This window comes from Symbiobacterium thermophilum IAM 14863, from assembly GCF_000009905.1.
GTDB lineage: Bacteria > Bacillota > Sulfobacillia > Symbiobacteriales > Symbiobacteriaceae > Symbiobacterium > Symbiobacterium thermophilum.
The window spans coordinates 176900-198456 of record NC_006177.1 but is presented as its reverse complement, the minus strand read 5'-3'; the positions used below and the strand labels follow the sequence as shown (position 1 = coordinate 198456).

The window sequence follows — 21557 nt, the reverse complement described above, 5'->3', positions numbered from 1 at the left end:
GGTCTCACTCCTCGCAAGGCACAAGCGGCGTCTTGGCCGACAGCCGGGTGTAGGACAGGGCGATGAGGTCCGGCCGGCCCGCCTGGCGCGCCATGTGGTGGCGCAGCAGCTCCCGGGCCCGGTGCAGGCGTGACTTCACCGTTCCGGGCGGGCAGCCGATCACCGCCGCGATCTCGGTATCGGAGAACTCGTGGAAGTACTTCAACACGATCACCGTCCGGTGTACGGGGTCCAGACGGCCGATGGCGACGTGCAGGAGGCGGCGTTCCTCGCTGTCCAGCACGGCCTCCTCTGGCTGCCAGGCGCGGTCCACCCGATCCCGCTGGTGCTCCTGGATGGCCCCCGGCGCCGGATCCAGCTCTTCCTTGATCCTGCGTCGGCGGAGGAGGGTGATCGCCTCATTCACGGCAACCCGGTAGAGCCAGGACTTGAAGCTCGAGCGGAACTGGAAGTTGGCGATCGAGCGGAAGACCTTCAGGAAGGTCTCCTGCACCACGTCCTGGGCCAGGTTCGCGTCCCGCACCACCAGGTAGGCAAAGCGGAACACGTCGTCGCGGTAGAAGGTGAACAGCTCCTCGAACGCCTGCCGGTCTCCTGCCTGGCAGCGCGCAATCAGATCCAGCTCCGCGTCAAGCACGGGCTCCAACTCAACGATGGCCGTCACCCCCCGGACACTAAATATACAAATTACTATACCATAATACTTTCTATGATCGAAAGACCCGGCGCGGTGAGAGATTCTTCTTCTTTCGCCGCGCCGGGGTCTTTATCCTGCTAATGCTGTAACTCGTATCGACCGTCGACCCACTCGAAGAAGTAAACCCGTGCCGCCTGGTTCTCCCCGGTCGCCGGGTCAAAGCTGACCTGCGTCGACCAGCCCTTCAACCCCCGGGTCGCCCTCACCCGGGCGGCCAGCTCGACTCGGTCCGGCACCTGGCCGGGGTGTTCCTCGCCGTAACTCACCAGGGCCTCGAGGATCACCCGGGCGGCGTCGTATCCGAACATGCCGTATCCACGGGTCGGCTTGCCCAGGATGGCCTCGAAGTGGCGCATGAACCGTGCGTCGTTGCCTTGGGTGAAGTGGGTGAAGTAGATGTTCCGCCAGCCGGTACCCGCAATGGTCTCAAACGCCGGGTTGTAGAGTTCCACGCCGCCGACGACCGGCAGGTCGACGCCCGCCTCCCGCAACGCCTTCACCGCCGCAAAACCGGTCTGGCCGCTGCCCGCGTAGAAAATCGCCTCGGGGGCGTACGCCCGCACAGCCGCCGCCAGGGCGGAGCCGCTCACCTCCGCCGGCACCACGATCCGCCCGGCGATCGGCAGGCCCATGATCTCCGCAGCCGTCGAGAACGTGGCCGCCCGCCGCTCGGCCTCCTCGCTGCCGTCCAGCAGCAGCAGGACGGACCGGACGCCGAGCCTGGCCTTCGCGAAGGCCGCCGCGGCGGACTCGAGGCGGGCCTGGTGGGCGACCAGCCGGTTCACATGCGGCCAGCCCTCCTGCACCAGGTCCTCGGACCGGGCCGTGGGCGCGACCAGCACGAGTCCGCTGTCCCGCAGCCCCTCCGCCAGCGCCAGGGTGGCCTCGCCGGTGAAGCTGCCCACCACCCCGATCACGCCCTGGTCGTAGGCCACGCTCTGCGCGTGCGCGGCCGCTTCCTCGGGCCGCCCCTGATCGTCGTAGCGGGCCAGCGACACCTGGTAACCGACCCGCAGCAGGTCCGCCTCCATATCCCGCAGGGCCAGCTCGACGCCGTTGGCCAGGTCCAGGCCCCAGGCGCCGTGGGCCCCGGACAGCGGGACCACCGCCGCCAGCACCAGCGGCGTGGCGTCGCCCTCGGGCGCCGCCGCGCAGCCGGACGGCGCCGGCTGGGCCACCCACCGCTGGATGAGCCTCTCGACCGCCTCGGCGACGGGAACCGCAAAACCGAGGCCGTTATCGGCCCCGGCGGTGATGATCCCGACCACCTCACCGGTGTCCGGGTCCAGCAGCGGGCTGCCGCTGGAGCCGTGGGTCACCTCGGCGCCGCGGAAGACGATCAGGTCGGCGTAATAGCGCCCTTCGATGCGCCGGCTGTGGCCGGTCTCGGTCACCACGGCGGGCACCGCGACCTTGCCCGCGCTGCCCTTCGCCCGCCCCCAGGCGTATACGGCGTCGCCCGCCGCGACGCTCCGGTCCGAGAGCGACAGCACATCCGGCCAGCGGGCGAGGGTCGGCACGGTGATCAGGGCGACGTCCCGGTTGCGGTCGAGGCCGGCCACGCTGCCCTGGTGGGTGGTGCCGTTGTCGTCGATGACGGTCACGCACTCCCGGTACCCGTCCACGACGTGGGCGTTGGTTACGATGTGGCCGCCCGTGTCAATCAGAAAACCGGTGCCCACCCGGCTGCCCTGGGCGCCGCGCACCTGAATGGTCACGATGGGCCGCAGCAAGCGCTCAGGCGGAACCGCCGGCGGCCGGTCCTCCGGCTCCCCGGGATCGGTCTCATCCGGGGCGCTGTCCGGGCCGGCCGGGGAGGCGGCGGCAGGATCCGGCGGGCTCCACGGCCAGCGCCCCGCATGCGCGCGGAATCCCCCCAGCACGCCCGTGCCGAAGAAGGCGGCCAGCACCAGCGCCAGGACCCACACCGCCACGCGGCCGGTCGTGCGGCCGCGCCGGCGGGCGGGCGCGTTGGGCTGCGCCTTCAGGGGGGTGCCGCAGCTGTCGCAGTAATTGGCGGACGGCGAGACGGCCGCTCCGCAGTACGGGCACCTGCTGGAGTGTTGCACCAGTCCTCTCTCCTGTCTGCCGCCTGTGCGGTTCCTCAATCAGTTCGAGCCGCGTGCAGGCCCCACCTGCCGGCAGGCAGCGGCAGGTGCGTTTCAGTCGGTCCCCGCGGCCGCCGAAACGGGCGCGACGGCCCGCTGGCGCTCCATGTGCCGCTTCAGGAAAATGCCGGTGTAGCTGCCGGGATTCTCGCACACTTCCTCCGGCGTCCCCTCGGCGACGACGCGCCCGCCGCGGTCGCCGCCCTCCGGGCCGAGGTCAATGATCCAGTCGGCCTGCTTGATCACGTCGAGGTTGTGCTCGATGACCAGCACCGTGTTACCTGCGTCCACCAGCCGCTGCAACACGTCCAGCAGCCGGTGCACGTCGGCGGTGTGCAGCCCGGTGGTGGGCTCGTCCAGGATGTAGATCGTGCGGCCGGTCGCCCTCCGCGACAGCTCCGTCGCCAGCTTCACCCGCTGGGCCTCGCCGCCGGAGAGGGTGGTCGCCGGCTGGCCCAACCGGATGTAGCCGAGGCCGACGTCCTGCAGGGTCTGCATCTTCCGGTAGATGCGCGGCAGCGGCCGGAAGAACTCCACCGCCTCGTCAACGGTCATGTCCAGGATGTCGGCGATGGTCTTCCCTTTGTAGTGCACCTCCAGGGTCTCCCGGTTGTACCGCGCGCCCTTGCACACCTCGCAGGGCACGTACACGTCGGGCAGGAAGTGCATCTCGATCTTGATGATGCCGTCGCCCTTGCACGCCTCGCACCGGCCGCCACGCACGTTGAAAGAGAAGCGACCGGCTTTGTAGCCCCGCATCTTCGCCTCGGGGGTCTGCGCCATCAGCTCGCGGATCAAATCGAAGACGCCGGTGTAGGTGGCCGGGTTGGACCGGGGTGTGCGGCCGATGGGCGACTGGTCGATCTCGATCACCTTGTCCAGGTGCTCCAGCCCTTCGACCGACCGGTGCTTGCCCGGCTTGGTGCGGGCCCGGTTCAGGTCCGCCGCCAGCCGCTTGTAGAGGATCTCGTTCACCAGCGTCGACTTGCCCGAACCCGACACGCCGGTGACGACGGTGAAGGTGCCGAGGGGAATGCGCACCGTGATGTCCTTCAGGTTGTGCTCAGCGGCACCGTGCACCACCAGCCACTTGCCGTTGGGCTGGCGCCGTCGCTCCGGGATCGGGATCTGCCGCCGGCCGGAGAGGTAGGCGCCGGTGATCGATTCGGGGGTGTTGAGGATCTTCTCTACCGGCCCCGACGCCACGATGCGGCCGCCGCCCTCCCCCGCGCCCGGGCCGATGTCCACGACCCAGTCCGCCGCGAGGATGGTGTCCTCGTCGTGCTCGACGACGATCAGGGTGTTGCCCAGGTCGCGCAGCCGCTTCAGGGTCTCGATCAGCTTCGCGTTGTCCCGCTGGTGCAGACCGATGGACGGCTCGTCCAGGATGTAGAGCACGCCCACCAGGTGCGAGCCGATCTGGGTGGCCAGCCGGATCCGCTGCGCCTCGCCGCCCGAGAGGGTTCCCGCGGCCCGGTTCAGGGTCAGGTAGTCCAGGCCGACGTTGATCAGGAACCCCAGCCGCGCGTCGATCTCCTTCAGGATCTGCGCGCCAATGGCCCGCTCCTTCTCGGTCAGGTCCAGGTTCTTCAGGAAGTCCCGCAACTGGACCACGTCCAGGGCGGTGAGCTCGGCGATGGAGAGGCCGCCGACCTTCACCGCGAGGGACTCCGGCTTCAACCGGGCGCCGCCGCAAGCCGGGCAGGGCCGGCTGGTCATGAACTCGGCCAGGTGCTCCCGGATCGCCTCACTGCTGGTCTCCCTGTGCATCCGCTCCAGCTGCCGGATCGCGCCCTCGTACACCACCTCGTGCCACTTGCGCTGTCCATACATGTTTTCGTACTCGAAGCGCACTTTCTGGTCCGGCAGGCCGTACAACAGGATCTCCTGGAACCGCGGGTCCTGCTGGTTCAGCGGCACGTCCTTGCGGATGCCCAGCTGCCGGCAGACCGCGTCCACCTGGTGCAGGAACCACTGATGGCTGGAGTTGGCCCAGGGGATGAGCGCCCCGTCGTCCAGCGACCGCGAGGGGTCGAGGATGAGGTCCGGGTCAAACTCGGTCAGGAAGCCCAGGCCTGTGCACGCCGGGCAGGCGCCGAACGGCGAGTTGAAAGAGAAGTTGCGCGGCTGCGGCTCGTCGATGGAGACACCGCAGTCGGGGCACGCGAAGTTCTGGCTGAACAGCAGTTCCTCGCCACCGACCACGTCGATGGTGACCAGGCCGCCCGAGAGCGTCGCCGCGGTCTCCAGCGAGTCGGCCAGCCGGCGCTGGATGTCCGGCCGGATCACCAGCCGGTCCACCACCACCTCGATGGTGTGCTTGCGGTTCTTGTCCAGCCTGGGCGGCTCGTCGGAGACGTCCATGACCTGGCCGTCGACCCGCATGCGCACGTAGCCGCCGCGGCGGATCTGCTCGAACACCTTCTGGTGTTCGCCCTTGCGGCCCCGCACCAGCGGCGCCAGCACCTGGATGCGGGTCCCCTCCTGCATCTGCATGAGCGAGTCGACCATCTGATCGATCGTCTGCTGGGCGATGGGCTGGCCGCACCTGGGGCAGTGGGGCCGGCCGACGCGGGCGTAGAGCAGGCGCAGGTAGTCGTAGATCTCCGTCACCGTACCCACGGTGGAGCGCGGGTTGCGTGAGGTCGTCTTCTGGTCGATGGAAATGGCCGGGGAAAGCCCCTCGATGGCGTCGACGTCGGGCTTGTCCATCTGGCCCAGGAACTGGCGCGCGTAGGCGGAGAGGGACTCGACGTAGCGTCGCTGGCCCTCCGCATAGATCGTATCGAACGCGAGGGACGACTTCCCCGACCCGGAGACGCCGGTGAACACGACCAGCCTGTCCCGGGGGATCTCCAGGTCGATGTTCTTCAGGTTGTGCTGGCGGGCACCCCTGATCACGAGCCGGTCCTTTGACACAACGAAACGCCCCCCACCGCAGTCTCAACATTGGATCTTACCACATCGCGAGCACGTGTGGCGTCAGGCAAATGATACCGCATCGAACGCCTGTTTGCAACCTGCGGCTTGTTCGCTTTTGTGCTATAGTAAAATAGTTAGCGCCAGGGGCCGGAGCATGCGCTACCCCAGACGCGGCCAAACTGAGCAGAAGGGGGCGAACCGCCAGGTGCCCCGTGGAGGTATGAACACGACGGATCCGAACCTGATTGAAGTCATCGACAGCCGGGGGCGCACGCTCACCCCCTGCAGGCGGAAGGTGGCCGACCGGGAGGTCCGGCTCGGGCGGGCCAAGTGGATCGGCCGCAGGCGCATCCGCCTCCGCTTCGACCCTTTCGCCTACCGGCACATCCGGCTGAAGGTTCTCGCCCGGGACCGCTACACCTGTTACTGGTGCGGCCGTCCGGGCTTCACGATGGACCACGTCATCCCCTGGTCCAAGGGCGGGCGCACGACCATGGCCAACTGCATCTGCGCCTGCGAGGAGTGCAACGGCCGGCGGGGCGACATGGACGCGGCGGAGTTTGCCCACCTGATGGGCCGCCCGACGCCGCACCCGCAGCTGATCCTCTCCGGCCGCCATCTGGCCGCCGAGGCCGCCGCGGCGCCGGAGCCGGTGACCGGGACAGTCCGGCCGCACCGGTTCGCGCGGCTCGCGCGGCTGCTCGAGGCCGAGCCCGTCCGCCGACGCTCGCTCTACTGATGCAACCGCCATACTGCCTCTAACCGCACACAGGCCGGGCGCTGCGCCCGGCCTGCGTCTCTGTGAGGTTGCGGTTCAGCCCCAGCGCTCCGCCCACTTCTGGATGGCGGCCAGGATGGGCTCCATCGCCTGCCCTTTCGGGGTAAGCGAATACACGACTCGAACGGGAACCTCGGGAAACACCTCCCGGGTGACGAGCCCTTCCGACTCCAGCTCCTTGAGCCGTTCCGAGAGCAGCCGACCGCTCACCGGAATCACGGCCTCGATCTCCGAGAACCGCTTCGGGCCGCTCATGAGCGTCCAGAGGATCAGGCCCGTCCAACGCTTCCCCAGGATATGGACGGCGTGCTCGAACTTCGGGCAGAGCTGGAGAGCAGCCATGGCTCATCACCTCCCTTGTTCGTATTATACCCGAAGGACTTCACTTGACAACACCAACTACAGTAAGTATATTTAGTTACGAATCGTAACCTAGCGCTCCAGGAAGGGAGGGCTGCCCGTGCAGCCTGCGATCTTTGCGGCACACGGCTCGCCGATGCTGGCCCTGGAGGAGAACGCATACACCCGCGCTCTCCGGTCGCTGGGCGAGCGCTACCGGCCGCGCGCCGTCATCGTGTTCACCGCCCACTGGGAGAGCAACATCCAGGCCATCAGCGACGTCGCGGCCTACGAGACGATCCACGACTTCGGCGGCTTCCCGCCGGAGCTGTACCGCATGCAGTACCCTGCGCGGGGCGACGCGGCCACGGCTGTGCGCGCGGCCGAGTTGCTGACGGAGGCCGGCATACCCTTCGTCTGGGACCGGCGGCGGGGGCTCGATCACGGGGCGTGGGTGCCCCTGAGGCTGATCTACCCCGACGGCTCCGTGCCCGTCGTGCAGATGTCGGTGAACCCCTGGGCGTCGCCGGCCGAGCAGTACCGCATCGGCCAGGCCCTGGCCCCGCTGCGCCGGGAGGACGTGATGATCCTGGCCAGTGGCGGCACCATCCACAACTTCGCGACCCTCCGCTGGGACGACCCGCCGGAGGCGGACGCGTGGGCCGTCGCCTTCGACGACTGGCTGCTCGGCCGCATCCGCGAATGGGACCTGCCCGCCCTCTTTGACTACGAACGGCAGGCCCCCGGCGCACGGCTCGCCGTGCCGCCGGGGGGCAACGAGCATTTCGTTCCGCTCTTCTACGCCCTGGGTGCGGCCGACGACCAGCGCACCGTGCAGGAGCTGCACCGCAGCTATCGCTACGGCAACCTCAGCCACGCCCTCTGGGCGTTCGGCGGCTGATCCCTTACCGGCCCATCCGGAGCCACAGGCTATCAGCGGTGGGATCGACGGTAAAGATCACGGGAACCCGGGGCGTGCCGGCGTCGATGTACGGCACGCCCTCCACGCGCGTCACGCCGGGGGCGGCGCCGCCTGCGCCCAGGTAGGCCGCCGCCTTGCCGGACCGGTCCTCAAAGGCGGTCAGCCGCTCCTGCAGCAGTTGCCCCTCCCGGGCGTCCCGGAAACGCAGCGGACTCTGCCCGCCCACGACGACCACCCGGCGGATCGACCCCGCCCGGGAGGTCACCTCAAGCAGGGCGTCCAGCCCTTCCCACTGGTGGAACGCCGTGGCGCGCAGGCCGCCCTGCTCCGTGCCCAACAGGATGAACCGCACCCCGCCGGCGTCGAAGTAGCGCGCCGGCGGCGCCATTTCATACACCGGCACCGCGGCCGCGCCTAGCCGGGCCAGGATCTCCCGCACCTGGCTGCGCAGGCCGGGGCCGACGAGGAAGAACCGCGGGTCCGCCTCCAGGGCCGCCTTCACGGATTCCTCCGGCGCGACATCCGGCAGCGCGGCCAGCACGGCGAAGGACCAGCTCTCCGGGCCGGCCGGCACCCCGGGGTTCAGGATGGCGTCCGGCCCCGGGACCTCCGCGGCGGGCGCGTCCGGCATCGGCAAGGCCGTCTTCACGGTCAGGTCAGCAAAGACGAGCATCCCCGAGTAGGAGCGCTGGGCATCGGTCTCCACCGGGTAGATCCGGTGCAGGCTCACGGGGTAGGTGACGCCGCCGGGCACCGCCGCCTCCACGTAACGCCAGCCGGTCCAGTCCACCCTGGGGGCCAGGTCCAACGTGTAGCTGTTGCCGGCGGCATCCTGCAGCGTTGCCCGCAGCCACGCCCCCTGCCCGTCGCCCTGCACCCAGAGGCCGATCCGGTCCGGCCGGCCGGGGAGCACGATCGGCGCGACCGCCTGCAGGTAGGCGGCCCGGTTGCCCTCAGCCGGGGCGAACGTGTAGTACAGCGCCGTCGCCCGATCGCCCCCGGGCCCCTGGGACGGGGCCACCCAGCCGGTCACCTGCTCCGGATGGCGTTCGAACATCCACAGGGCTGTCTGCCCCAGGGAGGCCAGGAGGGTGGAACGCGTCCCCGACACGAAGGGGATGACGGCCCTGTGCCCCTGCACCGAAACGGTGATGTACCCGGAGCCCGTCGCCACCGGCACGGCGCGCAGGCCGTCCCCCTCCGGCTCCACCCGTACCAGGCTCGGGTCGTACTCGACGGTCAGATCGCGCGGGTCGATCAGCGCCCGGTATCCGTCCGCGTCGTAGCCCACCACGGTGAAGGTGCTGCCTGCGGCGTCCAGGAGCGTCAGGCCGCCCGACGCCTGCGGTTCAATCCGGGCCACCCGACCGAGGATGCGCACCTGCAGCTCGGTCGTCAGCCCATGCGCCGCGGCGGTGATGGTCACCCGGGAGCCGGGCGCGTCCGCCGCCGTGTACCGGCCGTCCGATCCGATCACCCCGGGGCCCTTCGCCCCCCACTGGACCTGCTGCACGGCGACGGGTTCGTACTGTTCGTCGAATGCCGTCACGGTGAACGTGCGGGAAAGGCCCGAGAAGACCCGCGCCTCGCCGTCGATCCGCAGGTGCTGCGCCCGCCCGGAGCCGGGCTGGGCGAAGAGGCCGATGCCGTTGGGGACGGGCCGCTGGGCCGATGCGGGCAGGTTGAGCACGGTCAGGGGCTCACCGGGGCGGCGGGCGACGATGGTGGACGAGCCGCCGCCGTCCAGCTCCAGCGCGTTGGCCGCGCCGAACGACTTCATGAACGCCGCCATCTCCGCCAGCGTCGCCCCGACGCTGCGGGACGAGTCGCCCTCGATCACCAGCAGGTACATGCGCCGACCGTCGGCCGAGAACCCGACCGCGGACCGCGGGCGGCGAGAGGCGTTATCCAGGCCGGACACGACGGCGCCGTCACGGACCAGGTAGTTCTGGCCGCCGATCGCCCACGCCACCGCCGGGCTCGGGCGGTAGGAGACCGTCACCGGGTCCCCGGGCTTCAGCGGATCCAGGAACCGGGCCGCTTCGTTGGTGCCCACCAGGATGAACCCGTCTGCCGGGACCGGGACGTTGGTCACCCGCCCGCTGACCGACACTACCCGGCCGGCCTGCACCACCACCTCCCGGCCCTCCTGCGCGTCGCCCATGGCCCAGGGCCGGTCCTTGGTCCACAGGGGCGTGAAGATGCCCAGGCCGCCCTCAGGCACCACCGGGGTGTTGACCACGGTGAGCCGGTGCGAGCCGTAGGGCGTCGTGACCGTGCCGTCCAGCGCCACCGTGGCCAGCCGGCCGATGCGATCCGTGCCCACCACGGCCCCGTTGGGCCAGGAGGGTTGGGGCGACTGCAGGTACTGGCCGCGCTTGACCACGGTGCCCAGGGCGATGCCGCTGCCGCCCAGGGCGAAGAAGTCGCCGTTGATGGCGGCCACGGCGCCTTCCCGGGCAGCCATGTCCAGCACCGGCTCCCGCTCGGTCAGCCCCGGTGCGGTGATGACGTCGGAGGTCAGGGTGGGCTGGGACAGGTCCGCGGTCAGCAGCCAGCCGTTGACCCAGCCGTACGGGTAGAGCCGCTGGAAGTTGGTCAGCGTGAGTCCCTGGGCGAGGGGCGTGACCTCATGCCGGGCCGTTACGTAGTCCGGCGGAGGATTATCGATCCGTGCGGCAGACGCGGGGGAGGGAGCGGCCAGCGCAGCCACCAGCACCGGGATCAACAGCCAGGCCTTCCGCTTCATGTGGGTGGTTGCCCTCCTGGACAGGTATTCTGTAACCTGTAACCTTTGACGGTCCCCGACCTGGAGCGGTTTCCCCGGAACGACGGCGGAGGGCGGGATGTCCGCCGGCCGCGAGGGGACCCGGCCGGGCACCGGACGGCAGGCAGACGGAAAGACCAGGGCTCTTCAGGCCCTGGTCCTGTGCGTTGCGGCATCCGGACGCCGGCGGCTACGGCTCCGCGGACACCGAGCGAATCCAGTCGGCGATGGCCGCGATGACGTACTCGGGCACGTTGGCCGGCACCAGGTACTCGGCCATCGTGCTGATCTCGCCCTCGCCCTCGGTGAACAGGTGGTTCAGCTTCGGAAAGAGCTGGAAGGTCACGTTCGTCCGCCCGGCGAGGTCGGCCCGGAAGCTCTCGAACTCCGAAACGGGCACCTGGAAGTCCCGGCCGCCCTGCAGGAACAGCATCGGCTGCTCCTGCTCCTTCAGGAGATCCGACGCCTTGGGCACCAAGTCGTGCCAGTAGTGCGGGGTGCCCAGCAGGTAGCCCTCAGGCGGGTGGTCCGGGTCGAAGGCGGGGTCGCGGAGGAGCGCTACCTGTCCCTCGATGAACGCGAGCTGTTCCGGCGGCAACTGTCCCGTCTCGACCAGGATCCGGTTCTGCGCCACCAGCGCGTCCATGGTGCTGTTGGGCGCCGCCAGGGCGATGCCCCCCCGGATCAGGCCGCCTTCATCCTGCGCGAGGGTGCGCGGCACGACCAGCCCGCCCAGGGACTGGCCCAGGACGAAGATCCGGCGGGCGTCGATCCGCTCGTCGGCCGCGAGCAGGCGCACCGCGGCCAGGGCGTCCTCCACCGACTCCTCCTGCACCGTGAAGTTAGGGTTGGCGCCGAACTTCTGCGAGTGGACGAATGTCCGCTTGTCAAACCGGAGGGTCGCGATCCCCCGGGAGGCCAGGCCGTGGGCCAGATCGCGGAACGGCTTCACCGCGTACGCCGTGCCGTCCCGGTCGCTGGGGCCCGAGCCGTGCACCAGCACCACCGCCGGGAAGGGGCCCTCTCCGGCGGGCAGCGTCAGGGTCCCGGGCAGCGCCCAGGGCGCCTCGCCCACGACGACCTCCTCCTCCACGAAGGCCGACGGGTCCGCGTAAGGCGGCTCGCCAGCGGTGTCGATGGGCATGTAGGTGTTGAGGTGGAAGTCATCCACCAGCCCGTTGGCGTCGAAGCGGACGATCAGCTTCTGCGCCGCCGCGGCAAACGGCAGGAGCACGTCGACGTTGTGATGGACCGCGGTGACCGACGCGCCCAACACCTGCGGCCGGCCGAGCTCACCCAGCGGGGCCAGGGACGCGCCGATCTGCAGCCAGGCCTCCTGCGGCACGGCCTGCTGCAGGGCCGGGCTGAGCTGGGCGTTCACCGCGGCGAGATCGCCGCGCTTCAGGTCGTTCACCAGCCGGAACGCCTTCAGCACGTAGGGGTTAACGACAGGCTGTTCCTTCTCGGGATCCCAGGCGACGGGCATCGCGAGGACCCGCTCCATGAACGCCTGCGGAACCCAGGTCCGGTCGCCCACGAGGACCGCCTCCGCGCCGATGGGAACCGGCTGGCCGTCCACCAAGGCCTCCGTATCGCCGATCCGCAAGGTCGCGGTCACCCCGTCCGCGGTGACCACGGTCACGGTACGGGTCTCGCCGTCCCATTCCACGGTCGCCCCGGCGGCCTCGGCCAGGAACCGCAGGGGCACCGGGTCCGTCTCCGCCGCAGCCGCGGGGGCGAGGATCACGACCGTCAGCAGGGCGGCGGCCATCCAACGCCGCACCCAACGCTTGACGCGCATCGGAACTCCCCCTTTCGAGTCTGAATCTTTACGGGGGAATTCGTGTTCCACGCCGTCAAACCCTGCGATAGATCAACCGTCTGGGGAACCCGGCCAGCGGCGCTCCGCACGGGCGTTACGAAACGGCGGGCCGCCCGTAGGCTGACCCGCCGCGTGTCCCTCATCCTTCCTGTGCGATACTGCGCAGGGCGTCGCGCAGGACCTCGTATGGCTGAGCACCGACGATCTTGTACCGCTCATTGACGATGAAGGTCGGAACGCTGTGGATACCGTATCGGCCGGCCAGAGCCAGCCGCTCGTCCACCTGGTCTGCATACCGTCCCTCCCGCACCGCCGCGAGGGCCTCCACCGGGTCGAGCCCCGCCGCCTCTGCCGCCTCGCCGAGCACGCGCTCCTCGTACAGGTTCCGTCCCTGGACGAAGTAGGCCTGAAACAGCGGCAGGACCACCGCGTCCAGGCGGCCCCGGTCCCGGGCGAACTCCGCCAGCTCATGCGCCCGGCGAGTATTACAGATGAAGGGCGGTGGATCCATCGGCAGCCCCATGGCCCCGGCGCGCGCCTTCAGCTCGGCGTGCATCATCGCCAGTCGGTCCGGCGGCATCCGGCCCCCGAAGTACTCCGCCAGGGTGAGCCCCTCGGGCGGCGTGGCCGGGTTCAGCTGGAAGGGCATCCAGGTCACCTCCACCCCGAGGTCGGGCTCCTGCCGCAGCTTCTCCACCAGTCCCTCGCCGATGTAGCAGAAGGGGCAGACGAAATCCGAAAAGACGGTGAGCCTGATGGCCATGCGCATCGCCTCCCTCGGCCCGCACCGGACCGGTCCGGGCCTGTCGCCGTACCCTTTCGACGCCGAGCGGATGCGCCGCGTGACGCCCCCGGGGGCGCGGGCCGGCGCTTCCGCGGCGCGGGCGTGCTGGGCCGGTTACCGGGGCAGATGGCGCCGCACCAGGTCCTCCAGGCAGTCGATGAACAGCGGGTGGTCGTTGGCCGCGGGGAGGTAGTCGTACCGCTCGCCCCCTGCCTTGACGAACTCCTCCGCGTACTCGACTTCCAGCTCGTGCAGCGTCTCGATGCAGTCGGCGGCGAAGCCCGGCGCCATGACGGCCACGTGCCTGTGGCCCGTGCGGACCAGCTCCCGCAGCACCTCGTCGGTGGCCGGCTCCAGCCACGGGTCGTTGCCAAACTTCGACTGGTAGCCCATGACGATCTTCAGGTCCGGGAAGCGGTCCCGCACGGCGTCGGTGGTTGACTCGCACTGGGCGGCGTAGTCGTCGCCGGACGCGGTGTAGGCCTGCGGGATGCTGTGGTAGGAGAGGACCAGGGCGTCGGGCCTGCCCTTCTCTGCGATGTAGCCGCTGATCCGCTCTGTGAGGAACGCCAGGTACTTGGGATGGGTGGGGAAGTCCCGGATGAAGATCTGCTCAGGCAGATCCCGCCAGCCGTCCAGGGCCTTCTGCACCTTGCTCCAGACGGCCGCCGTCGTGGTCGAGGAGTACTGAGGGAAGAGCGGAAGGACCAGCAGCCGCCGGACCCCCCACCCGCGCAGCTCCTCCAGGGCCGATTTCACCGAGGGCTGGCCATACGTCATGCCCAGGGCCACCCGGATGCCCTCGGGCTCCAGCCGCTGCTGCAGCGCAGCCTGCTGCAGGCGGGAGTAGTGCAGCAGCGGGGAGCCCTCCGGCAGCCAGATCTTCTGGTAGATCTTCGCCACCCTGGGCGGCCGGACACGCAGGATGATCCCGTGCAGGATCGGCAGCCACTGCCACCTGGGCTTGTCGATCACCCACCAGTCGCCCAGGAACTCGGCCAGGTAGGGCCGCACCGCGTCGGGTTCAGGGGCGGAGGGCGTCCCCAAGTTGACCAGCAAGACCGCCGTCTTCTCCATGCTCGCCGTCCTCCGTTTAGGCAACATTTGTGTTTATCTTTGGCTGTAAACGATCTGAGTCCCTGTCCCATGCCGGGCGCCGTGCACAGAATACGGTGGGCGGCCGATAGGGGGTACGGCGGGAGAAGGACGAAAGGCGGGAGCGGGTAGGTCCGTCGGTCTAGGGCATCGTCTGCTGCTGCGCCAGGTGGTTCCAGTACTGCGTCCGCAGCACCTTCTTGTCGAACTTCCCGACGCTCGTCTTCGGCACCTCCGGGATGAAGACCACGTCGTCCGGGATCCACCAGTCGGCGACCCGACCCTTCAGGAACTCCTTGATCTCCTCCCCGGTCAGCTCCACACCGGGCTTCGGCACCACGCAGGCCAGCGGCCGCTCCTGCCACTTCGGGTGGTAGACCGCCACCACCGCCGCCTCGGCCACCTTGGGATGCGCCATGATCGCGTTCTCCAGATCCACCGAGGAGATCCACTCGCCGCCGGACTTCACCAGATCCTTCACCCGGTCGACGATCTGCATGTAGCCGTCGGGGTCCACGGTGACCACGTCCCCCGTGTAGTACCAGCCGTCCCGGAACGTCTCGGCGGTCCGCCCGTCGTCGTAATAGGCGTCGGCGATCCACGGCCCCCGCAGCGCCATCTCACCCATGGAACGGCCGTCCCAGGGGACCTCGTTGCCCTCCGCGTCCACGACCTTCATGTCCAGGCCCGGGGCCAGCAGGCCCTGCTTCGCCTTTTTCGCGTACCGCTGGTCCGTCGGCGCGCCTTCGAGCGTCGACTTCAGCCGGCCCACGTGGGTCACCGGCGCCCCCTCGGTCATGCCATACGCGTGCAGGAACGGCACCCCCAGCTTCAGTTCGTACGCCTCGATCAACGCCCGGGGCGGGGCGGCGCCGCCGCAGGCGATGCGGGTGATGGAGGACAGGTCGTACCGCTCCTGCTCCACGGCCTGCAGCACGCCCATCCAGACCGTCGGCACGCCGGCGGCCAGGGTCACCTTCTCGTCCTGGATCAGCCGGCACAGGGTGTGCGGGTCGGGACGCGGGCCGGGCAGCACCTGCTTGGCGCCCATCCAGACGGCGGCAAAGGGCAGCCCCCAGGCGTTGACGTGGAACATCGGCACGACGGGCATGACCACGTCCCTCTCCCCCACCCCGACGGTGTCGGCCATGCAGACCATCATCGAGTGGAGGTAGATGGCCCGGTGGGCGTAGCAGACCCCCTTGGGCATGCCGGTGGTGGCGGAAGAGAAGCAGATGCCCGCTTCGGCCCACTCGTCGACATCCTCCGGGAAGCGGTAGTCCTCCTGAGCGGAAGCCAGCAGCTCCTCGTAGCCGTGGACCGGCGACAGCCGGGTCTCCGGCAGGGAGACGTCGGCCATGATGATGTAGTGTTCGACGGTCTTCAGCTGGGGCCGGACCGCCTCGACCAGCGGCACCAGGTCCGCGTCCACCAGGAGGACGCGGTCGCCGGCATGGTTGATCACGTAGGCCAGGTGCTCCGGGGGCAGCCGCAGGTTGACGGTGTGGAGCGAGGCCCCCATACAGGGCACCGCGAAGTAGGCCTCCAGGTGGCGGTGGTGGTTCCACGCCAGCGTGCCGACCCGGTCCCCGCGCCTGACGCCGAGTCGTTCCAGGGCCGCAGCCAGCCTGCGGGTCCGGTCGTAGTAGTCGGCGTACGTATACCGGAAGATGCCGGCGCCTGTGCGGGAGACGATCTCCTTGTCCGGGAAGAACCGCCGGGCCCGCTCCAGCATGGTGTGCAGGGTCAGCTGATGCCGCATGGTCATAGGTCATCAACCCCTCCTCGTCTCCTCCCGCCTGGCGGCGGGTCGGGTGTGCTTTCCCCTAGAATTGGCTGTGCAGGCGGATATACCTCCCGGAAAGTATCGTCTATTCCGAGTATTTCGTCATTTATCCGGCCGGTCGCATCCGGAGGCAGGGACCTGCAGCGCGCGGGGAGTCACCACGAGGCGGAACCGCTGCAGCACCGCCAGGGCCTGGCCGCCGATCAGGGCGCCTGCGGCGCTGCTGGCCGCGAAGCTGGGGATGTAGAAGCCGATGCCGCCCGCGGCCGCCTTGGCATTGCCCAGCAGCAGCACCGCCACCGGGTACGCGGCCACGGCGCCGATCAGGCCCGTGCCGATCACCTCACCGATCATGGCGGCCAGCCGTGAGCCGGTGCGCCGGTAGAGAAGGCCCGCCAGCACGGCGCCGAACACCGTCCCCGGAATCGCCAGGAGCGTGCCGCTGCCCAGAAGGATGCGGATCGTGGCGATGCCCAGGCCCACGACACCGGCGTACACCGGGCCCAGCATCGCCCCCGCCACCACGTTGATGGCGTGCTGCGCCGGGAAGAGCTTCGCCCCGAACAGCGGAATCGCCGAGAAGGAAGAGGAGGCCACGCCCAACGCCATCAGGATCGCCATCCGCGTGAGCAGGCCGGCCCGGTTCATGCCGACACCTCCCCCTTGGCGCGTCGGACCTCGTCCAGAATGGCCCGGGCTGCGGCGCCGGGATCGGGCGCCCCAAGGACGGCGGAGATCACCGCCACCCCGGCGGCCCCCGCCGCGATCACCGGCGCCGCGCGACCCGGCCCGATGCCGCCGATGCCGACCACCGGCAGGTCGGCCGCCTCGCTCACCCGCCGGACGACGTCGGGACCGTAAGGCTCGCCGGCATCCGGCTTCGACGGGGTGACGTAGACCGGGCCGGCGCCGATGTAATCCGCCCCGGCGTCCCGGGCGGCCCGGGCCTCCCCGGCGGTCTCGCAGGTCGCCCCGATCACCGCGTCCGGCCCCAGGATCCGCCGGGCCGCCGCCACGGGCAGGTCCTCCTGCCCCAGGTGGACGCCGTCCGCTCCAACCGCCAGGGCCAGGTCGACCCGGTCGTTGACGACCAGCAGCGCCCCGTGGCGCCGGCACGCCTCCCGCACCCGGGCGGCGGCCTCCAACTGGGCGGGCAGCGGCAGCCGCTTCTCCCGGAACTGGATCATCCGGCATCCCGCCTGCAGAACCGCCTCCAGCACGTCCGGCGGCGTGGCGCCGCTGACCAGGACGTACAGGCTCAGCCGTTCGGAAAGCGGAGGAGCGATCCGCCCCGGCGGCAGGGGGCCGCGCAGCGCCAGCCGGTCGAGGAAGGCGGCGGCGAAGGTGCCGGGGCCGGACGCCGCCGACGCCGCCTGCTCCCCCGCCCAGCCGGCCCAGAGGAGCGCCTCCGCCACCACGTCCACGTCCTCCATGGGGCGGTCCCGGCCGGCCGGTCCCGCGCCGGTCCCAGCCGCCAGGGCTGCAGCCACCAGCGCCGTCGCCAGGCAGCCCGTCCCCGGGACCTGCGACATCAGCGGGTGGCCGGCCCGGACCGCGAGGGTGCGCCGGCCGTCGGTCACCAGGTCCGTCGCCCCCGTGACGGCCACCAGGCAGCCGAAGCGTCTGGCGACCGCTCTGGCCGCCCGCTCCGTCTGCGGGCCGGGGCGCCCGTCCGGTCCGTCCACGCCCCGCACCAGCCCGTCGCGTCCCGCCAGGGCGAGAATCTCCCCGGCGTTGCCCCGGACCGCGGTCACCCTCACCCGCTCCAGCAGCTCCAGGGCAGCGCGGGTACGGGTCTCGGTCCCGCCGGCCCCCACCGGGTCCAGCACCACCGGAATCCCGCGCCGGGCGGCCACCTGGCCGGCCTCCAGCATCGCCTGCTGCAGCCCGGGGCTCCAGGTGCCCAGGTTGAGCACCAGGGCGTCGGCCGCGGCGGCGACCACAGGGGCCTCGGCGGCGTCCCGGGCCATCACCGGGCGGGCGCCGGCGGCGAGAAGCCCCCGCGCCACCCATTCCATCGTCACGCAGTTGGTGATGGCGTGCACCAGGGGGCGCCGCTCCCGAACCCGCTCAGGCAGTGTGCTCACGGCGATCCCCTCCCTCACCCGGCTGCCTCCGCCCGCGCTCCAACCAGGCCAGGTGGTTGGTGGGGCCGTTGCCGGCGCCGATCCCCGGCGCCGTGCGGATCGCCAGGGTGATGAACTCCTTGGCCAGGGAGACAGCCTCCGGCAGCTCCAACCCCCGGGCCAGCCCCGCCGCGATGGCGGCGCTGAAGGTGCAGCCGGTACCGTGGGTGTGCCGAGTCTCCACGCGGTCCGCCTCCAGCCAGAGCCGGCTGCCATCCGCGGCGATCAGCAGGTCGGCGGCCCGGCCTCCTCCCAGGTGACCGCCTTTCACCACCGCCGCCCTGGCCCCCATCTGCAGCAGGCGGCGGCCGGCGGCCTCCATGTCGGCGCGGGTGCGGATGGCCATCCCCGTCAGGGCCTCCGCCTCGGGGAGGTTGGGCGTCACCACCAGGGCCAGGGGCACCAGCAGGTCCCGCAGCGCCGCCTGCGCCTCGGGCAGGAGCAGGGGATGGCCGCTCTTCGCGATCATCACCGGGTCGACGACCAGGTTGCGGATGCCGTACCGGCGGATCCGGTCGGCCACCGCTGCGATGATCTGCGGGTCGTAAAGCATCCCGGTCTTGGCGCTGTCCGTGCCGATGTCGGCGAGAACGGCGTCCAGCTGCGCCGCCACCTGTTCGGCGGTGAGGGGATAGACGCCGGTCACCCCGAGGGTGTTCTGCGCGGTGACGCAGGTGATCGCCGACGTGCCGCAGACACCCAGGGCGGTGAAGGTCTTCAGGTCGGCCTGGATGCCGGCGCCGCCGCCCGAGTCGGAGCCGGCGATGGTCAGGGCGCGGGGCAGGGTCATGGTCCTCACACCTTTCCCGTGGGAATGGATCCAGCGCCGCCGGGTCCGACCGGGAAGGCGGGCGCGGAACAGAAAAGGCCGCCTCCACAGGGAAACGTGGAGGCGACCGCAGGGTCACAGAACGGCCGGCCGTCCACTTCCCTCCGCTGGTATTACCCAGTTCAGGTTCTAAGGGTCCAGGTCTCGGCAGACCTGTTCTCAGCCCGAAGGCTCCCCTAGTGGATCGGACCCGGTATGCACTTCGCGGTACAGCGTACCATCGCCCGGAAATGGTGTCAAGACAGCCAGGATGATGCTGTGCGACGGCAGTCCCGGACCCCCGTCGTCTGACGGGGATCACCGGCCGGAAGCCCGGCGCTGAGCCCCGTCACAAGTACTTGCGCAGCACCAACCGGTCATCGCCGGGACCATAGAAGTCCGCATCAACCCGCCAGTCCCGGAACCCCAGTGTTCGATAGAAGGCCCGGGTACGTGCGTAGGGAGCATAGTCCACACTGTCGGCAAGGGTAGTGACCTCCATGACGGAGACGCCGATCTGACCACACCGGTCCGCCACGGCCTCAACCAGCCGCCGCCCCAGTCCCCTCCTCTGGAACTGGGGGGTTACGCCGAGCCAGGTCAGTTCAACCAGGTTGACGTCCCCCACACGGGGGAGCCACGTGACAAAGCCAACGACCTGTTCCTCGGCTCCCGTCCGACGGACGGCCACAAACCCGTGGTGGGTCCTGAGGTCCGCGGCCATTTCCCGGAGCCCCTGCTCGTTGAACCATTCGGGAAGGGAACGGGCCACGGAAAGCATGCCTTCGTAGTCAGACGGGGATGCTTCGCGGATCTGAACCATCCTTGATCCTCCTGCGGTCGCGGCGCATGGCCCCACGGCTGGCGGGGGCAGCGCACAGCTTAGTCGGAAGTGGGCGTTTCAGGTCAAGAATCCTCTCGCGCGCTGGCAGATCATACGTTCCCTCCCTTTTGCGATGCGTGATGCTGTATATTTTATGATCGTTGCTTATCGTCCACAAGTTCCCTATGATCGTTGGGGGGTGCAGGAATTGGTGGGCAAACTCGTCCAGAACAGCATCGAATGTTGGGTGATCCGTCGCACGGCGGATGCTGAGGACGTCGTCCTCCTCCTCCACGTCCCGGCGAGCCCGGCGATTCCGGACGGTTTCTGGCAACCCATCACGGGGGGAATCCACCAAGGGGAGACCGCCCGTGAGGCGTGCGTCAGGGAGATTTTCGAGGAGACCGGCCTGAAGGTGCGGGCGGGAGATCTTCGCCGGGTTCCCGGCCACTGGGAGTTCGACCTCCCGCACCAGGTCATCCGCAAGGAGCTGTTCTGGGTAGAGGTCACCGAAGCGGCCGTGCGGACCGCCCCGGAGGAGCACGACGACTGGCGCTGGGCGCCGGTTTCTGCGGTGGAGGGGCAGCTCTACTGGGAATCCAACCGGCGCACGTGGGCCGCCGTGCAGGCGCAACGCTACGGTGGTGAGGCAGGTTGACCCGTTCCGCGCGGGATGAGCCGTTGTCGGCGGCCATGCGGGAAGCCCTGGGTGCGCGGACGGTGGAACCGCTTCCGCAGCCACCGGGCTCCCCCAACCGCCATTATGCCGTTTTCCTCAGCCCGGGCGGACGGCCCGCCTATTTTGCCAAGGTCGTCGAGGAGGCCCGGCGCTTCCGCCGGGAGGGAATCGCCTGCCTGTTTCTGGCCCAGCGGGGGTTTCCGCACCTGGCCATCCGCGGGGACGGCGAAGTGCCTGGTCATCTCTACTGGCGGGCGTTCCACTGGCTCGACGGCAGCGGCTGTATCCGGAGGCACGGGCCTTTGACGAGGCGCGGCCCCACGTGCTGCTGCACGGCGACTTTGGGTGGCGCAACCTGCTCCTGTGCGACGGCGGCACGCTCGTGCTCCTCGACTTCGAGCGCGCAGTCATCGGGCCCGCGTGGCTGGACCTGGCCAAGTGCCTGGACCGCGAGCTGCGACTGCCCCAGGACAGGGAAGGATTCCTGCAGGGGTATGAAAAGGCATCCGGGATGCCGCTGGCCAGACCACCGGAGGCCTATCTCACGTGCCTCCGGCTCTGGGTCGCGGCGGGGATTCTGCTGTTTACCAGCAAGCACGCGGACGAGCCCTTCGCCGAGCACGGCCGGCGCCTTCTGCAACAGGTAACGGGCGACCTGGACCTCGCCTGATGGGGCCTGGCCGGCGGGAGACGGCAGCGGACATGGAGCGGAGGTGACGGGGCCAGGATGGCGGGGGTTGAAGGGTGGGAGTTGCTCATGGCACTGGCCGGCGTCTGTGCCCTGGCGACGTTCATCCTCTACGGCGCGGACAAGTACTTCGCGGTGAAGGGAAGGTGGCGCGTCCCGGAGCGCACCCTGCTGCTGTGCGCGTTGCTGCCCGGGGGCCCCTTCGGCGCGCTGGCCGGCATGCGCCTCTTCCGGCACAAGACCCGGAAGGCGTCCTTCCTGGCGATCAACGCCGGCGGGTGCATCGTCCAGCTCCTGCTGGCTTCCCTCGTGGTCGACGGCCCGACTGGCGCGTAGCCCCCGGAGCGACAGGTGACGCGCAACCGGCCAACGGTGCACCCGTGGTGAGCAAAGACCCCGGTGCTGGGTCGGAT

At 69.9% G+C, this 21557-nt stretch carries 18 protein-coding genes and 1 riboswitch; of the genes, 5 read left to right on the top strand and 13 right to left on the bottom strand.

Annotated features, from left to right (window positions below; genetic code table 11):
* Positions 1–4 precede the first annotated feature (4 nt).
* The 3 genes from STH_RS00885 to uvrA all read right to left on the bottom strand — a co-directional run bounded on the left by STH_RS00885 (position 5) and on the right by uvrA (position 5724).
* Entirely contained in the window at positions 5–664 is a 660-nt protein-coding gene (locus STH_RS00885; protein WP_050742040.1) for an RNA polymerase sigma factor, read from the bottom strand.
* Between the two features lie 110 nt (positions 665–774).
* Positions 775–2766 carry an ABC transporter substrate-binding protein gene (locus STH_RS00880; protein WP_043712952.1) on the bottom strand — a complete coding sequence of 664 codons (1992 nt, stop codon included), beginning with the start codon at positions 2764–2766 and terminating at the stop codon, positions 775–777.
* 93 nt (positions 2767–2859) lie between these two features.
* Entirely contained in the window at positions 2860–5724 is a 2865-nt protein-coding gene (uvrA, locus tag STH_RS00875) for an excinuclease ABC subunit UvrA (RefSeq protein WP_011194302.1), read from the bottom strand.
* 223 nt (positions 5725–5947) lie between these two features.
* Here uvrA and STH_RS00870 point away from each other — a divergent pair, with 223 nt between their 5' ends.
* Positions 5948–6466, top strand: a complete 519-nt coding sequence (locus STH_RS00870; RefSeq protein WP_043712949.1) for an HNH endonuclease — start codon at positions 5948–5950, stop codon at positions 6464–6466.
* Between the two features lie 75 nt (positions 6467–6541).
* Here STH_RS00870 and STH_RS00865 read toward each other — a convergent pair whose 3' ends face one another.
* Positions 6542–6847 (bottom strand): winged helix-turn-helix transcriptional regulator, encoded by a 306-nt coding sequence (locus tag STH_RS00865; RefSeq protein WP_011194300.1) that lies wholly within the window; start codon positions 6845–6847, stop codon positions 6542–6544.
* A gap of 118 nt (positions 6848–6965) precedes the next feature.
* Between STH_RS00865 and STH_RS00860 the strand changes: the two genes are divergently transcribed.
* On the top strand, positions 6966–7745 hold the full coding sequence (locus STH_RS00860; protein ID WP_011194299.1) for a DODA-type extradiol aromatic ring-opening family dioxygenase: 780 nt from the start codon (positions 6966–6968) through the stop codon (positions 7743–7745).
* A gap of 4 nt (positions 7746–7749) precedes the next feature.
* Here the strand turns inward: STH_RS00860 and STH_RS00855 are convergent, their stop codons facing one another.
* The 9 genes from STH_RS00855 to STH_RS00815 form a co-directional block, all read right to left on the bottom strand.
* On the bottom strand, positions 7750–10515 hold the full coding sequence (locus STH_RS00855; RefSeq protein ID WP_011194298.1) for a phosphodiester glycosidase family protein: 2766 nt from the start codon (positions 10513–10515) through the stop codon (positions 7750–7752).
* Between the two features lie 208 nt (positions 10516–10723).
* Positions 10724–12334 carry an alpha/beta hydrolase family protein gene (locus STH_RS00850; RefSeq protein WP_011194297.1) on the bottom strand — a complete coding sequence of 537 codons (1611 nt, stop codon included), beginning with the start codon at positions 12332–12334 and terminating at the stop codon, positions 10724–10726.
* 160 nt (positions 12335–12494) lie between these two features.
* Positions 12495–13118: a DsbA family oxidoreductase gene (locus tag STH_RS00845; RefSeq protein WP_050742039.1), complete on the bottom strand. Its 624-nt coding sequence runs from the start codon at positions 13116–13118 to the stop codon at positions 12495–12497.
* A gap of 135 nt (positions 13119–13253) precedes the next feature.
* Positions 13254–14216: a ferrochelatase gene (hemH, locus tag STH_RS00840; RefSeq protein ID WP_011194295.1), complete on the bottom strand. Its 963-nt coding sequence runs from the start codon at positions 14214–14216 to the stop codon at positions 13254–13256.
* 160 nt (positions 14217–14376) lie between these two features.
* A complete protein-coding gene (locus tag STH_RS00835; RefSeq protein ID WP_011194294.1) occupies positions 14377–15996 on the bottom strand; it encodes a long-chain fatty acid--CoA ligase in 1620 nt (539 codons plus the stop codon).
* 126 nt (positions 15997–16122) lie between these two features.
* Positions 16123–16668 carry an energy coupling factor transporter S component ThiW gene (gene thiW / locus STH_RS00830; protein ID WP_011194293.1) on the bottom strand — a complete coding sequence of 182 codons (546 nt, stop codon included), beginning with the start codon at positions 16666–16668 and terminating at the stop codon, positions 16123–16125.
* Positions 16665–18107 (bottom strand): hydroxyethylthiazole kinase, encoded by a 1443-nt coding sequence (thiM, locus tag STH_RS16695; RefSeq protein WP_011194292.1) that lies wholly within the window; start codon positions 18105–18107, stop codon positions 16665–16667. Before thiM ends, thiW begins: the two co-directional genes overlap by 4 nt.
* Positions 18091–18936, bottom strand: a complete 846-nt coding sequence (gene thiD / locus STH_RS00820) for a bifunctional hydroxymethylpyrimidine kinase/phosphomethylpyrimidine kinase (protein ID WP_011194291.1) — start codon at positions 18934–18936, stop codon at positions 18091–18093. Before thiD ends, thiM begins: the two co-directional genes overlap by 17 nt.
* Before the next feature lie 121 nt (positions 18937–19057).
* Positions 19058–19163: riboswitch (TPP riboswitch) on the bottom strand.
* A gap of 140 nt (positions 19164–19303) precedes the next feature.
* Positions 19304–19777, bottom strand: a complete 474-nt coding sequence (locus STH_RS00815) for a GNAT family N-acetyltransferase (RefSeq protein ID WP_043712943.1) — start codon at positions 19775–19777, stop codon at positions 19304–19306.
* A 211-nt stretch (positions 19778–19988) separates the two neighbouring features.
* Here STH_RS00815 and STH_RS16690 point away from each other — a divergent pair, with 211 nt between their 5' ends.
* The 3 genes from STH_RS16690 (at position 19989) to STH_RS00800 (ending at position 21480) form a co-directional block, all read left to right on the top strand.
* Entirely contained in the window at positions 19989–20435 is a 447-nt protein-coding gene (locus STH_RS16690; protein WP_197525191.1) for an NUDIX hydrolase, read from the top strand.
* Positions 20436–20628: 193 nt separating this feature from the next.
* On the top strand, positions 20629–21126 hold the full coding sequence (locus tag STH_RS00805; protein ID WP_083765883.1) for a phosphotransferase: 498 nt from the start codon (positions 20629–20631) through the stop codon (positions 21124–21126).
* A gap of 57 nt (positions 21127–21183) precedes the next feature.
* Complete coding sequence (locus STH_RS00800; protein WP_011194287.1) at positions 21184–21480, top strand: DUF1294 domain-containing protein; 297 nt, start codon at positions 21184–21186, stop codon at positions 21478–21480.
* Positions 21481–21557 lie beyond the last annotated feature (77 nt).

Coding starts and splice junctions, on each gene's coding strand:
- thiD (WP_011194291.1), bottom strand. CDS start 18,936: ATGACCCTGCCCCGCGCCCTGACCATCGCCGGCTCCGACTCGGGCGGC.
- STH_RS00870 (WP_043712949.1), top strand. CDS start 5,948: ATGAACACGACGGATCCGAACCTGATTGAAGTCATCGACAGCCGGGGG.
- STH_RS00855 (WP_011194298.1), bottom strand. CDS start 10,515: ATGAAGCGGAAGGCCTGGCTGTTGATCCCGGTGCTGGTGGCTGCGCTG.
- STH_RS00815 (WP_043712943.1), bottom strand. CDS start 19,777: ATGGTTCAGATCCGCGAAGCATCCCCGTCTGACTACGAAGGCATGCTT.
- STH_RS00800 (WP_011194287.1), top strand. CDS start 21,184: ATGGCGGGGGTTGAAGGGTGGGAGTTGCTCATGGCACTGGCCGGCGTC.
- STH_RS00865 (WP_011194300.1), bottom strand. CDS start 6,847: ATGGCTGCTCTCCAGCTCTGCCCGAAGTTCGAGCACGCCGTCCATATC.
- hemH (WP_011194295.1), bottom strand. CDS start 14,216: ATGGAGAAGACGGCGGTCTTGCTGGTCAACTTGGGGACGCCCTCCGCC.
- STH_RS00835 (WP_011194294.1), bottom strand. CDS start 15,996: ATGCGGCATCAGCTGACCCTGCACACCATGCTGGAGCGGGCCCGGCGG.
- STH_RS00845 (WP_050742039.1), bottom strand. CDS start 13,118: ATGGCCATCAGGCTCACCGTCTTTTCGGATTTCGTCTGCCCCTTCTGC.
- STH_RS00850 (WP_011194297.1), bottom strand. CDS start 12,334: ATGCGCGTCAAGCGTTGGGTGCGGCGTTGGATGGCCGCCGCCCTGCTG.
- thiW (WP_011194293.1), bottom strand. CDS start 16,668: ATGAACCGGGCCGGCCTGCTCACGCGGATGGCGATCCTGATGGCGTTG.